The sequence below is a fragment of the Halorubrum salinum genome (assembly GCF_024494575.1).
Lineage (GTDB): Archaea > Halobacteriota > Halobacteria > Halobacteriales > Haloferacaceae > Halorubrum > Halorubrum salinum.
Genome location: NZ_JANHDO010000002.1, coordinates 38,128 through 52,098, shown reverse-complemented (window position 1 = coordinate 52,098; position 13,971 = coordinate 38,128). Strand labels below are relative to the sequence as shown.

Annotated in this window: 11 protein-coding genes and 2 tRNA genes; 10 read left to right on the top strand and 3 right to left on the bottom strand. The window is 65.8% G+C overall.

Annotated elements, in window-relative coordinates:
- The first annotated feature begins 20 nt into the window (after positions 1-20).
- Together NO930_RS06055 and NO930_RS06050 are read left to right on the top strand one after the other, a co-directional pair.
- The gene (locus tag NO930_RS06055; RefSeq protein ID WP_137783079.1) at positions 21-452 is read left to right on the top strand and encodes a histone; all 432 of its coding nucleotides are present in this window, start codon (positions 21-23) and stop codon (positions 450-452) included.
- Positions 453-1,457 (top strand): histone deacetylase family protein, encoded by a 1,005-nt coding sequence (locus NO930_RS06050; protein ID WP_137783078.1) that lies wholly within the window; start codon positions 453-455, stop codon positions 1,455-1,457.
- A gap of 173 nt (positions 1,458-1,630) precedes the next feature.
- Here the strand turns inward: NO930_RS06050 and NO930_RS06045 are convergent.
- Both NO930_RS06045 and NO930_RS06040 read right to left on the bottom strand, forming a co-directional pair.
- Positions 1,631-1,703 (bottom strand) — tRNA-Asp (locus tag NO930_RS06045).
- Positions 1,704-1,733: 30 nt separating this feature from the next.
- A tRNA-Asp gene (locus NO930_RS06040) sits at positions 1,734-1,806 on the bottom strand.
- Between the two features lie 306 nt (positions 1,807-2,112).
- On the opposite strand from NO930_RS06040, the gene NO930_RS06035 reads away from it, so the two are divergent.
- From NO930_RS06035 to NO930_RS06000, 8 genes are all read left to right on the top strand, one after another.
- Positions 2,113-2,340 (top strand): DNA-directed RNA polymerase subunit H, encoded by a 228-nt coding sequence (locus tag NO930_RS06035; protein ID WP_137783077.1) that lies wholly within the window; start codon positions 2,113-2,115, stop codon positions 2,338-2,340.
- Positions 2,337-3,902 carry a DNA-directed RNA polymerase subunit B'' gene (locus tag NO930_RS06030; RefSeq protein WP_137783076.1) on the top strand — a complete coding sequence of 522 codons (1,566 nt, stop codon included), beginning with the start codon at positions 2,337-2,339 and terminating at the stop codon, positions 3,900-3,902. The genes NO930_RS06035 and NO930_RS06030 overlap by 4 nt, the downstream gene beginning before the upstream one ends.
- Position 3,903: 1 nt before the next feature.
- Positions 3,904-5,733, top strand: coding sequence for a DNA-directed RNA polymerase subunit B (gene rpoB, locus NO930_RS06025; RefSeq protein ID WP_256402843.1), 1,830 nt, complete (start codon positions 3,904-3,906; stop codon positions 5,731-5,733).
- Between the two features lie 6 nt (positions 5,734-5,739).
- Positions 5,740-8,667, top strand: coding sequence for a DNA-directed RNA polymerase subunit A' (locus tag NO930_RS06020; RefSeq protein ID WP_137782958.1), 2,928 nt, complete (start codon positions 5,740-5,742; stop codon positions 8,665-8,667).
- The gene (rpoA2, locus tag NO930_RS06015) at positions 8,660-9,874 is read left to right on the top strand and encodes a DNA-directed RNA polymerase subunit A'' (protein WP_256402842.1); all 1,215 of its coding nucleotides are present in this window, start codon (positions 8,660-8,662) and stop codon (positions 9,872-9,874) included. The genes NO930_RS06020 and rpoA2 overlap by 8 nt, the downstream gene beginning before the upstream one ends.
- On the top strand, positions 9,874-10,293 hold the full coding sequence (locus tag NO930_RS06010; RefSeq protein WP_137782960.1) for a NusA-like transcription termination signal-binding factor: 420 nt from the start codon (positions 9,874-9,876) through the stop codon (positions 10,291-10,293). Before rpoA2 ends, NO930_RS06010 begins: the two co-directional genes overlap by 1 nt.
- Positions 10,294-10,488: 195 nt before the next feature.
- Positions 10,489-10,917, top strand: a complete 429-nt coding sequence (locus NO930_RS06005) for a 30S ribosomal protein S12 (protein ID WP_004048726.1) — start codon at positions 10,489-10,491, stop codon at positions 10,915-10,917.
- Complete coding sequence (locus tag NO930_RS06000; RefSeq protein ID WP_137782961.1) at positions 10,914-11,567, top strand: 30S ribosomal protein S7; 654 nt, start codon at positions 10,914-10,916, stop codon at positions 11,565-11,567. The genes NO930_RS06005 and NO930_RS06000 overlap by 4 nt, the downstream gene beginning before the upstream one ends.
- Positions 11,568-11,731: 164 nt before the next feature.
- Here the strand turns inward: NO930_RS06000 and NO930_RS05995 are convergent, their stop codons facing one another.
- Complete coding sequence (locus tag NO930_RS05995; RefSeq protein WP_137782962.1) at positions 11,732-13,714, bottom strand: aconitate hydratase; 1,983 nt, start codon at positions 13,712-13,714, stop codon at positions 11,732-11,734.
- Positions 13,715-13,971 lie beyond the last annotated feature (257 nt).

Sequence of the window (13,971 nt, the reverse complement as noted above, 5' to 3'; positions counted from 1 at the left end):
CCACGGACGCGACTGTGTGTATGAGTGTCGAGTTGCCGTTCGCGCCGATCGACGGCATCATCCGGCGGAACGCGGGGGAGCTCCGCGTCAGCGCGGATGCCGCCGAAGAGTTGGCCCGTCGGATCCAGTCACACGGCGCGGATCTGGCGATCGATGCGGCCGAACGCGCAACCGAGGATGGACGAAAGACGCTGATGGCGTCGGACTTCGGGGTCGAACAGGTTATCGACCGCGAAGATCTCACGCTGCCGGTCGCGCCAATCGATCGGATCGCGCGGCTGCGGATCGACGAGCGATATCGCGTCGGCGTCGACGCGCGGATCGCGTTGGCGGATATCCTAGAGGACTACGCCGACAACGTCGCGAGCGCGGCCGCCACGCTCGCGCGCCACGCCGACCGGCGAACCGTACAGGCCGAGGACATCGAGACGTACTTCGCACTGTTCGAGTAGATGCGGTTCGGCTACAGTGAGCGGTGTCTCGAACACGACACGGGCGAGAGACACCCCGAGAACCCGGACCGACTCCGCGCGATCCGCCGCGGACTGGCGAAACGACACGGCGTCGAGTACGTCGACGCCGAGCCCGCCGCGCGCGAGGACGTGGTCGCCGTCCACGACGAGGAGTACGTCGACGAGCTTGAGGCGTTTCTCGACGACGGCGGAGGGAGCTGGGACCCCGATACCGTCGCGAGCGAGGGGACGTGGGACGCCGCGCTCACCGCGGCCGGACTGGCACAGTGGGCGGCGCAGACGGCGCTGGACGGCGTGCGAGACCGAAACACGCCGTTCGCGATCGGCCGGCCGCCGGGACACCACGCGGTCACCGACGACGCGATGGGGTTTTGCTTTTTCAACAACGCCGCCGTCGCGGCCCAGACCGTCCTCGATGCGGGCGTCGCGGACCGCGTCGCGATCTTCGACTGGGACGTCCACCACGGCAACGGCACACAGGACATCTTCTACGACCGAAGCGACGTCCTCTACGCGTCGATACACGAAGACGGGCTCTACCCGGACACGGGAGCGCTCGAAGAGACCGGCGAGGGAGACGGTGAGGCCACGACGGTGAACCTCCCGCTCGCCGCGGGTGCCGGCGACGCTGACTACTGTTACGCCATCGACGAAGCGATCGCGCCGGCACTCGAATGGTTCGACCCGGATCTCGTGATCGTCTCGGCCGGGTTCGACGCGCACCGACACGACCCGATCTCGCGGATGCGCGTCTCCTCTGAGGGGTACGCACTGATGACCGACCGTATTCGGTCGATCACCGACGACGTCGGGGCCGCCGACGCCTACGTGTTAGAAGGCGGCTACGGTCTCGACACGCTGGCAGAGGGCGTCTCGATGGTCCACGAGACGTACGACGGGCGAACTCCCGTCGGCGGCGACGACGAGCCCGACGAGAAAACGGAGTCGATCGTCGCGGAGTCGCGGTCGCTTTTGGGGCTGTAGTAGCATTCACCGCCGGGACGGGATGTGGAAACGGTTCCGCTCGTTTCACTCGCTAGTTCGAACCCCTGCGAGCGGTTCTGAACGGCTCGCTACGCTCACCGAGTCGTTCGTCGCCGCCGGTCGACTCGCTCGTCGGCGTTGCTCCTCGCTCGTCGATTGGCGGCGACAGAATACGCCCGGAGCGGGATTTGAACCCGCGTCACGACCGTGACAGGGTCGTATGATGGGCCACTACACCATCCGGGCAAACAAGCGACAGCGCCCCGAAGTGGGGGACGCCCGGAGCGGGATTTGAACCCGCGTCACGACCGTGACAGGGTCGTATGATGGGCCACTACACCATCCGGGCTTGTCGCACTCACTCGTATCCCTGTCTGGCAAATAAGGCTTGTCATCGGCGGCGACGGTGGGGACGGGTGACAGGGTCCTAGCGAGGTTCACACCCGGCGGCGCAGCCGACGAGAGCCGGCCGAGTCGGCGGGGAACGAAACGACCACATCGGCGGTACCCTTTTGTGTGCGTCCCGCATGTGTTGAGGTATCGCACGCCCCGTCGTCGTGAGCCGCGCACGGCGTCTGCTTGGCAAGCCTTATTGCGCTGGCGTATATACGAAACTGTAGTATCTCGTGATAGCTTCTCTCAATAACCACCACCCATGGTAGACGTAAGCCAACACGAACTCGTCCCGGACCACGTCCTTCTCGACGCAGACGAGATCGACGAGGTCCTGGCGGAGTACGATGTGAAGAGAACGGAACTCCCGAAAATCAAACGCACGGATCCCGCGCTCCCCGACGAGGCCGAGGTCGGCGACGTGGTGAAGATCACACGGAACTCCCGAACGACTGAGGAGGCCGTAGTATACCGATTAGTCGTCTCATGAACAGGCAAGACCGACGCGTGGTGTCACGCGAGTATTTCTCCGACGAACGGCTGGCCGAACACCACTTCCGATCGTTCAACAACTTCCTCGACCGCGGCATGCAGGAAGTCGTCGACGAGAAAGAGCGGATCGAGACCGACATCGGCGACAAGGAGGGCCAAGAGCCCGTGTACGTCGAACTCGGCGACGTTCGGATGGTCACCCCGCGCGTCCGAGAGGCCGACGGCTCCGAGGAACTGCTGTACCCCCAGGAGGCGCGGCTGCGAAACATCACCTACTCCGCGCCCGTCTTCATGGAGATGTCCATTGTGCGCGGGGGCGAAGAGGAACCGGAGCAGGTCGTCGACACGACGGAGACCAAGGTCGGTCGGATGCCGATCATGGTCGGTTCCGAGAAGTGTAACATGGCGGGCTTCTCCGACGAGGAGCTCATCGACATCGGCGAGGACCCGGTCGACCCCGGCGGCTACTTCATCGTCAACGGCTCCGAGCGCGTGCTGATGACCTCGGAGGACCTGGCACCGAACAAGATCCTCGCCGAGTACGACTCCAAGTACGGCGACGAGATCCAGGTCGCGAAGACGTTCTCGCAGCGCCGTGGATACCGCGCGCTGGTGCTCTGTGAACGCAACCGCGAAGGGCTGCTCGAAGTGTCGTTCCCGTCCGTCTCCGGCTCGATCGACTTCGTCACGCTCGTCCGCGCGCTCGGACTCGAATCGGACGAAGAGATCGTCCACCGCGTCTCTGACGACCCGGAGATCGTGAAGTTCATGCTGGAGAATCTGGAGGAGGCCTCGGTTCAGACGACCGAGGAGGCCATCGAGACGCTCGGCGAACGGGTCGCCTCGGGCCAGGGGAAGAACTACCAGCTCAAGCGGGCGAACTACGTCATCGACCGGTACCTCCTCCCGCACCTCCACGAGGAGGGCGTCGACGAGGAGGACGTGCGGATCAACAAGGCGTACTACCTCTGCCGGATGGCCGAGGCGTGTTTCGAACTCGCCTTGGACCGCCGGGAGGCCGACGACAAGGACCACTACTCGAACAAGCGGCTGAAGGTCTCCGGCGACCTGATGCGCGATCTGTTCCGCACCGCGTTGAACAAGCTGGCGCGCGACGTGAAGTACCAGCTCGAACGCGCGAACATGCGGAACCGGCAGCTCACGGTGAACACGGTCGTCCGCTCGGACGTGTTGACAGAGCGGCTCGAACACCCGATCGCGACTGGCAACTGGGTCGGCGGCCGGTCCGGCGTCTCTCAGCTCGTCGACCGGACCGACTACATGGGCGTGCTCTCGCACCTTCGCCGTCTGCGATCGCCGCTGTCGCGGTCGCAGCCGCACTTCGAGGCGCGAGACCTTCACGCGACCCAGTGGGGTCGCATCTGTCCCTCCGAGACGCCGGAGGGACCGAACTGCGGTCTCGTGAAGAACTTCGCGCAGGCGATGGAGCTCTCACAGACCGTCGAGGACGAACAGGGGCTGAAACGAGAACTGGCGTCGATGGGTGTCGAGGGGATCCCCGGCATCGAGGGCGTCGAACGACAGACGGCGGACGACTAACATGGCTCAGGCAGAACGCGAAGCGAAAGTGTACGTCAACGGGAGTCTCGTGGGTACGCACGCGGACCCGGAGGCTCTCGCCGAACAGATCCGCGAGGCGCGTCGACGCGGCGACGTCTCGGAGATGGTGAACGTCTCGGTCAAAGACCGAACGCAGGAGGTGATCGTCAACGCGGACGCGGGACGCGCACGACGCCCGCTGATCGTCGTCGAGAACGGCGAGCCGCTCTTGGGCGACGAGGAGATCGACGCGCTGGAACGCGGCGACGTCGAGTTCGAGGACCTCGTCGACCGCGGGTACGTCGAGTTCATCGACGCGGAAGAGGAGGAGGACATCCTCGTCGCGGTCGACGAGGAGGACGTGACCGACGACCACACCCACCTCGAGATCGACCCGCAGCTCGTCTTCGGTATCGGCGCGGGGATGATCCCGTACCCCGAGCACAACGCGAGCCCCCGCATCACCATGGGAGCGGGGATGATGAAGCAGTCGCTCGGACTTCCCTCGGCCAACTACCGGATCCGCCCGGATACCCGCCAGCACCTGCTGCACTATCCGCAGCTGGCGATGGTGAAGACGCAGACCTCCGACCAGATCAGCTTCGACAAGCGGCCGGCGGCACAGAACTTCGTCGTCGCCGTGATGAGCTACGAGGGGTTCAACATCGAGGACGCGCTGGTGATGAACCAGGGCTCCGTGGACCGCGCGCTGATGCGGTCGCACTTCTTCCGGACGTACGAGGGCGAAGAGCGCCGGTACCCCGGCGGTCAGGAAGACCGATTCGAGATCCCCGATCAGGACGTCCGCGGAGCGCGCGGTGAGGACGCGTACACGCACCTCGACGAGGACGGCCTCGTCAACCCGGAGACGAAGGTGGACGAGTCGTCCGTGCTCTTGGGCAAGACGAGCCCGCCGCGATTCCTCGAAGAGCCCGACGACATGGGCGGCCTCTCGCCGCAGAAGCGGCGGGAGACGAGCGTGACGATGCGGTCGGGCGAAGACGGCGTCGTCGACACGGTGACGCTGATGGAGGGCGAAGACGGATCGAAGCTCTCGAAGGTGAAGGTACGCGACCAGCGCGTCCCCGAACTGGGCGACAAGTTCGCGTCCCGTCACGGCCAGAAGGGCGTCGTGGGCCACCTCGCACCGCAGGAGGACATGCCCTTCACGGAGGAGGGAGTCGTCCCCGACCTCGTGATGAACCCGCACGCGCTGCCGTCGCGGATGACGGTCGGCCACGTGCTGGAGATGCTCGGCGGGAAGGTCGGATCGCTGCGCGGCTCGCGCGTCGACGGGACGCCGTTCCAGGGCGAAGACGAGGAGGAACTCCGCGGCGGGCTCGAAGAGCACGGCTTCAAGTCCTCCGGCAAGGAGGTCATGTACTCCGGCGTCACCGGCGAGAAGATCGAGGCGGAGATCTTCGTCGGGACGATCTTCTATCACAAGCTGTACCACATGGTGTCGAACAAGCTCCACGCCCGCTCGCGCGGGCCGGTCCAGGTGCTCACGCGCCAGCCGACCGAGGGGCGCGCCCGCGAGGGCGGGCTGCGCGTCGGGGAGATGGAGCGCGACACGATCATCGGCCACGGCGCGTCGATGGTGCTCAACGAGCGGCTGCTGGAGTCGTCGGACGCCGAGACGGTACACGTCTCGGCCGAGACCGGCCTCGTCGCGGTCGAGGACCGCGAACAGCGCCGCGTGTACGACCCGGTGACCGGCGACGAGGACGACATCCACGAGCTCGAGGTCAGCTACGCGTTCAAGCTGCTGCTCGACGAGATGATCGCCCTCGGCATCCGACCGAAACTCGAACTGGAGGACGCGATTTAAATGTCAATGCAAACACCGAAAGTGCTCGGCGGCATCGACTTCGGCCTCATGGACCCGGAGACGTACCGGGACATGTCCGCAACGAAGGTGATCACGGCCGACACGTACGACGACGACGGCTATCCGATCGACATGGGGCTCATGGACCCGCGGCTCGGCGTCATCGACCCCGGCTTGGAGTGTCGGACCTGCGGCTCGCACTCCGGCTCCTGTAACGGCCACTTCGGCCACATCGAACTGGCGGCCCCCGTGATCCACGTCGGGTTCACGAAGCTCATCCGGCGGCTGCTCCGCTCGACGTGCCGCGAGTGCGGACGGCTCGCCCTAGACGAGGCGCAGCGCGACGAGTTCCGCGACCGCTACGAGCGGGCGAAAGAGCTCGGCGACGACGAGCACGACGTGTTGAAGGCCGCGGTCCGGCAGGCGCGGAAGGCGAGCACCTGTCCGTTCTGCGGCGAGCCGCAGGCGGACATCAAACACGAGAAGCCGACCACGTACTACGAGGTCCAAGACGTGCTCTCCGGTGAGTACTCGGAGCGCATCGCGGCCGCGATGCAGCCCGACGAGGAGGAGGACGACCCGGGAACCTCACCGCAGGAGCTCGCCGAGAAGACGGACATCGCCGTCGACCGGATCAACGAGATCATGGCCGGCGAGTTCCGCCCCCGCAAGGAGGACCGACGCGCCATCGAGAAGGCGCTCGACATCGACCTCACCGAGGAGGACATGAACAAGCTGATGCCCTCGGACATCCGCGACTGGTTCGAGGACATCCCGGACGAAGACCTCGAGGTGCTCGGCATCGACGCCGAGGACTCCCGACCGGAGTGGATGATCCTGACGGTGCTCCCCGTCCCGCCGGTCACCACCCGCCCGTCGATCACGCTCGACAACGGTCAGCGCTCCGAGGACGACCTCACCCACAAGCTCGTCGACATCATCCGGATCAACCAGCGGTTCATGGAGAACCGGGAGGCGGGCGCGCCACAGCTCATTATCGAGGACCTCTGGGAACTCCTCCAGTACCACGTCACCACGTTCGTGGACAACGAGATCAGCGGGACGCCGCCGGCGCGTCACCGCTCCGGCCGCCCCCTGAAGACCCTCAGCCAGCGGCTGAAGGGGAAAGAGGGCCGCTTCCGCGGCTCGCTTTCCGGGAAGCGCGTCAACTTCTCCGCCCGGACCGTCATCTCGCCGGACCCGACGCTCTCGCTCAACGAGGTCGGGGTTCCGGACCGGGTCGCAAAAGAGATGACGCAGACGCTCAACGTCACCGAGCGCAACGTCGAGGAGGCGCGCCAGTACGTCCGGAACGGACCGGAGGCGCACCCCGGCGCGAACTACGTGCGTCGGCCCGACGGCCGCCGCTTGAAGGTGACAGAGAAGAACTGCGAGGAGCTCGCGGAGAAGGTCGAAGCCGACTGGGAGGTCAACCGCCACCTCGTCGACGGCGACATCGTGATCTTCAACCGCCAGCCCTCGCTGCACCGGATGTCCATCATGGCCCACGAGGTCGTGGTGATGCCGTACAAGACGTTCCGGCTCAACACCGTCGTCTGTCCGCCGTACAACGCCGACTTCGACGGCGACGAGATGAACATGCACGCCCTCCAGAACGAGGAGGCCCGCGCCGAGGCGCGCGTGTTGATGCGCGTCCAAGAGCAGATCCTCTCGCCGCGGTTCGGCGGGAACATCATCGGCGCGATTCAGGACCACATCTCGGGGACGTACCTGCTCACCCACACGAACCCCGAGTTCACGGAGACGCAGGCGCTCGACCTGCTCCGGGCGACGCGGGTCGACGAGCTGCCGGACGCCGACGGCGTCGACGACGACGGCAACGAGTTCTGGACGGGCCGAACGCTGTTCTCGGAACTGCTCCCTGAGGACCTGTCGCTTCACTTCACGTCGTCGACCGGCGACGAGGTCGTCATCGAGAACGGCCAGCTGATAGAGGGGACGATAGACGAGGACGCGGTGGGCGCGTTCGGCGGCGAAGTCGTCGACACCCTCACGAAGGAGTACGGCGAGACGCGCTCTCGCGTGTTCATCAACGAGATCGCGTCGCTCGCGATGCGCGCGATCATGCACTTCGGCTTCTCGATCGGGATCGACGACGAGTCGATCCCGCCGGAGGCCGAAGAGCAGGTCGACGACGCGATCGGCAGCGCGTACGACCGCGTTCAGGAACTGATCGCGACGTACGAGGCGGGCGAGTTGGAGTCGCTGCCCGGCCGCGGCGTCGACGAGACGCTGGAGATGAAGATCATGCAGACGCTCGGGAAGGCCCGCGACTCGGCCGGCGAGATCGCGGACCAGCACTTCGGCGACGACAACCCGGCGGTCGTGATGGCCCGCTCCGGCGCGCGTGGGTCGATGCTGAACCTGACGCAGATGGCCGGTTCCGTCGGCCAGCAGGCGGTCCGCGGCGAGCGGATCAACCGCGGCTACGAGGACCGGACGCTCTCACACTACAAGGAGAACGACCTCTCCGCGGAGGCGCACGGCTTCGTGGAGAACTCCTATCGAGGCGGTCTCACGCCGGAGGAGTTCTTCTTCCACGCGATGGGCGGCCGCGAGGGGCTCGTCGACACGGCGGTCCGGACCTCGAAGTCCGGCTACCTGCAGCGGCGGCTCATCAACGCGCTCTCCGAACTCGAGGCGCAGTACGACGGAACGGTACGGGACACCTCGGGCCGGATCGTCCAGTTCGAGTTCGGCGAGGACGGCACGTCGCCGGTGAAGGTCTCGTCCGGCGAGGGCGACGGAATCGACGTCGACGAGATCGTCGACCGCGTCGTCGACGCGGAGTTCGAATCCGACGACGAGAAAGACCGGTTCCTCGGCGAGCGCGCACCGCCGACGAACCTCTCGGAGCACGCGGGCCCGGGCCTGAACAAGGCCGCGGGCACGGGGGTGGAGTCCGATGACTGAATACGACCACGTCACCGACGACATGGAAGCGGTCGTGGAGGCGACCGAGCTTCCGCCGCGTCTCAAAAGCGAGGTGTACGAGGCGATAGACCGGAAGGCAACAGAAACCGGCGAGGTCACCATCGAACAGGCCACAGACATCGCGACCGGCGTCGAGAACCGCTATCTCGACACGCGAGTCGACCCCCTCGACCCAGTCGGAACCGTCTCGGCGCAGTCGATCGGCGAGCCCGGAACGCAGATGACGATGAACACGTTCCACTACGCCGGCGTCGCGGAGATCGACGTCACGCAGGGTCTCCCCCGGCTCATCGAGCTGGTGGACGCCCGGAAGACGCCGGACACGCCGATGATGACGGTCCACCTCGAAGGCGAGTACGCGACGAATCGCGAGAAGGCCCACGAGGTCGTCTGGTCGATCGAGGCGACCAGGATCCTCGCGCTCGGAGACGTGTCGACCAACGTCGCCGACATGCTCGTGCGGATCGACCTCAACGACGACACCCTCTTGGAGCGGTGGCCGACGCACTCGGACCCCTCCGAAGTCGCGGAGATCATCGCGGAGACGATCGAGGACTCACTCGGCGTCGACGCCCGGCAGTCGGGAACGGTGATCGAGTTCGGCCCGAACGAGCCGAGCTACCGAGAGCTGCTGCAGCTCGTCGAGCGGCTCCGCGACATCGTCTTCAAGGGTATCGAAGAGATCGAGCGCGTCGTCATCCGCAAAGAGGAGATCGACGGCCGAGAGGAGTTCGTCCTCTACACCGAGGGATCGGCGTTCGGCGACACGCTCTCCATCGAGGGCGTCGACGCGTCGCGAACCACGTGTAACAACATCCACGAGGTGTACCGCAACCTCGGCGTCGAGGCGGCTCGCGAGACGATCATCGACGAGACGAAAAACACGCTCGAAGAGCAGGGGCTCGACGACGTGAACGTTCGACACCTCATGCTCGTCGCCGACATCATGACGAACAACGGCGAGATCGAGTCGATCGGTCGCCACGGTATATCCGGGTCGAAGGACTCGGTGCTCGCGCGCGCGGCGTTCGAGGTGACGGTCAACCACCTGCTCGACGCCGCGGTCCACGGCGAGTACGACGAGCTCGACGGGGTCATAGAGAACGTCATCGCCGGCAAGCCGATCTCGCTCGGGACCGGCGACGTCGACCTCCGGATGGGCTCGCGGGTCGTCGGCGACGACTGATGCGCGTCGAGCTCTCCGACGAGGCGCGACGCTACATCGGTCGGTTCGACGAGCTGACGGGGGTCGCTCCGACCGACTGCCTCGTGGAGAGCGACCGGCTCGTGTTCCTCGTGCCGGCCGGCGAGATGGCTTCGGCGGTCGGACAGGCTGGCGAGACGGTCGAGGAAGCCGAGCGACGGCTCGACGCGTCGATCGAGTTAGTCGAAGACGCCGACACGCCGGAGGCGTTCGTCGCGAACGCGCTCGCGCCGGCTGCGGTGAACGCGGTGACGATCTCCGAACAGAACGATCGGGTCGCGTACGTCGAGGTGCAAGACGCCGACCGCGGCGTGGCAATCGGCGCGGACGGGACGAACATCGAGACGGCGCGACGGCTGGCGGAGCGTCACCACGACATCGACGACATCCAGTTGACCTGACGAGCGGCCCGACTATCGACGAGACGGAAACGACGCGCTCTCGCAGCCGCTTATCGGCTCATCGATTCTGTGCGACCGTCTTTCGGCCACGAAACAGCCTCAGATCCGGCGAGAGGTACCGTTCGAGCGATCTGCGGGCGTTTCTCCGAGTCGAAAGACGACGCTTAAGTACCTTCGTTTGGAAGTGGATGTACGATGGCGAACGGCAAGTACGCGGCCCGTAAGCTCAAGCAGGACCGGCAGAAGCGCCGCTGGTCCGACTCCGAGTACGCTCGGCGCGAGCGCGGGCTCAAAAAGAAGTCCGACCCCCTCGAAGGTGCCCCGCAGGCGCGCGGGATCGTACTGGAGAAGGTCGGCATCGAGGCAAAGCAGCCGAACTCGGCGATCCGAAAGTGCGTCCGCGTCCAGCTCATCAAGAACGGGAAGCAGGTCACCGCGTTCTGTCCCGGTGACGGCGCTATCTCGTTCATCGACGAGCACGACGAGGTCACGATCGCCGGGATCGGTGGGGCCAAGGGTCGCGCGATGGGCGACCTCTCCGGTGTCAACTACAAGGTCGAAAAGGTCAACGGCGTCTCCATGATCGAACTGGTGCGCGGCAACGCGGAGAAGCCCGTCCGATGAGCGGGGAGGAGTCCGAGGCGGCGTCTACAGAGGACGTCGCCGCCGACGAGCCGGACCCGGACGCGCCCGCATCGAGCGAGGCCGCGAACGAGAACGCCAAGCTGTTCGGCGTGTGGGACGTCACCGAGATCGCCTACGACGACCCCTCGACGAAGCGCTATATGACCGTGACGCCCATCGCGCACACGATGGGCCGCCACGCGTCAAAGCAGTTCAAGAAGTCGGAGATCTCCTTAGTCGAGCGGCTGATCAACCGCCTGATGCAGACCGAGGAGAACACGGGCAAGAAACAGCAGGCGACGCGGATCGTCCGCGACGCCTTCGACATCGTCCACGAGCGCACCGAGGAGAACCCGGTCCAGATCCTCGTCAGCGCCGTGGAGAACGCCGCGCCTCGCGAGGAGACCGTCCGCCTGAAGTACGGCGGCATCTCCGTCCCGAAAGCGGTCGACGTCGCACCGCAGCGCCGCGTCGACCAGGCGCTGCTGTTCATTTCCGACGGCGTCGCCAGCGCGACGTACAAGTCGAGCACGTCCGCCGCCGACGCGCTCGCGAACGAGCTGGTCGCCGCCGCCGACTACGACGCGGAACGTTCGTACTCCATCTCACAGAAGGAGGAGCGCGAGCGCGTCGCCGCCGCCGCCCGCTGAGGCCGGCTCCCGCGTACCGGCGAAGTCGTGGTTTTCGTTTTTGCTGACCCGCTTCGTGAGCAGCGGCTCTCGGAAGCGACGACGCGAACTGAGAGTCAACCGTCGAGGAGAGCGAGGCGCTCTGCGTGACTAAAAAATAGCGAGGACCGCGGGTCTGCGCGTGCTCAGTCGTCGGCCGGGGCAGCGCCGGAACCGCCCTGGTGCTGCTGTTTGACCCACGAGAGCTTGCCGCCGGCGGCGAGGATCTCGCGCTCGCGTTCGGAGGCGTCGAGTTCGGCGGTGAACTCCCAGTCGTCGTTCACGCGCGCGGTGAACTCCGTCTGGCCGGAGTTGACGCCGGCGGGCACGTCGTCGACGATCTCGATGTCGTCGCCCTGGTCGATCTGTTCGTACGTCTCCGCGTCGATCGCGAGCGGGACGATACCGAAGTTGAACAGGTTCGCCTTGTGAATGCGGGCGAAGCTCTGGGCGAACACGGCCTCGATACCGAGGTACATCGGACAGAGGGCGGCGTGTTCACGCGAGGAGCCCTGCCCGTAGTTCTCGCCGGCCACGAGGACGCCGCCGTCGGCGTCGAGCGCGCGCTGTGCGAACGTGTCGTCGACGCGCGAGAGCGTGAACTCGGAGAGCTTCTCGATGTTCGAGCGGAACTTCAGGATGTCCGCGGTCGCCGGGATGATGTGGTCGGTGGTGATGTTGTCCTCCATCTTGAGGAGCGCTTCGCCGCCGTCCACGTCGATCCCGTCTTTCAGCGGCACGTCGCCGATGTTCGGGCCCTTGACGAGTCCGTCGTCGATCGCCTCGTCGGGCGAGATGATGTCGGAGTCGTCCTGCCCCATTCCGGGACCGTACTTCGTTCCCATCTCCAGGCCGGGCGCTTCGAGGTCGCCGAGGTCGTCGGCCAGGTCTCGCGGGTCGACGATCTCGCCCGTGATGGCAGCCGCGGTTGCGACCTCGGGCGAACAGAGGAACACGGAGTCGTCTTCGATGCCCGAGCGGCCCTCGAAGTTGCGGTTGAAGGTACGCAGCGAGACGGAGTCGGAGGCGGGCACGTGACCGATGCCGATACACGCACCGCAGGTCGCCTCGGAGAAGTTGACGCCGGCCGCCATCATCTCCGCGGTCCAGCCCTCGCGGGCCAGCATCTCGGAGGCCTGCTTGGATCCGGGCGCGACGATCATCTCGGTCTGTTTCGCGACCTCGCGGCCCTCCAGCATCTTCGCGCTGGGGAGGATGTCCTCGTAGGCACCGTTGGTACAGGAGCCGACGATGACCTGCTCGACGTCGGTTCCCTCGTACTCGCTGACGGGGGCGACGTTGTCGGGCATCGACGGGGCGGCCACGAGCGGTTCGAGCTCGTCTAAGTCGACCTCGATCGTCTCCGCGTACTCCGCGTCCTCGTCGGGCGAGAGCTCGACGAATTCGTCTTCGCGGTCCTGGCGCGCCAGCCAGTCTTTCGTCTTCTCGTCGGTACCGAAGATCGAGGAGGTGGCACCGAGCTCCGTCCCGAGGTTCGTGATCGTCGTCCGCTCGGGGATGGTGAGGTTCTCGGCACCGGGGCCGGTGTACTCGAAGATCTTGCCGACGCCGCCTTTGACGGTCAGCTCGCCGAGCAGGTGAAGCGCGACGTCCTTGGCGGTCGCCCACTCGGGAAGCTCGCCTTCGAGGTGAACGTTGACGACCTCGGGCATCTCGACGTAGTACGGGCCGCCGCCCATCGCGACGGCGATGTCGAGGCCGCCCGCGCCGATCGCGAGCTGGCCGAGCCCGCCCGGCGTCGGGGTGTGCGAGTCGGAGCCGAGGAGCGTCTTTCCGGGGGCGGCGAAGTTCTCCTTGTGAACCTGATGACAGATACCGTTGCCGGGCCGAGAGAAGTACGCGCCGTAGGTGCCGGCCGCAGAGCGGAGGAAGCGGTGGTCGTCGGTGTTTTTGAAGTCGAACTGGTACGTCTGGTGGTCGCAGTACTGCGCGGCGAGCTCCGTCTGGACCTCGTCCATCTCCAGCGCCTCGAACTGGAGCCACACCATCGTACCCGTGGTGTCCTGGGTAAGCACTTGGTCGATGTCGATGCCGATCTCCTCGCCGGGCGTCAGCTCGCCCTCGACGAGATGCTCATCGAGGATCTTCTCCGTAATCGTTTGTCCCATATCATCCGGAGTTGGCTTTCCCGTGGATATAAAACCCGCGAGTTTTCCGGGAGATCGACCGTGTTAGATCGACTGGTCCAGCAATTTTCGACCCGAAATGCGTGTGGTATCACACACCACGAGAGAGATAGGCGTAACGAGTGTTTAAGGCCCATAAAGGCTAATATCGCTGTCTCAGCCCGCAACTGGGCGGCGACGATCGGTGCCGCGTTCGACGGATCGAGCGGTCGACACGGTTTAGTCTCGCCCGCGGGTCC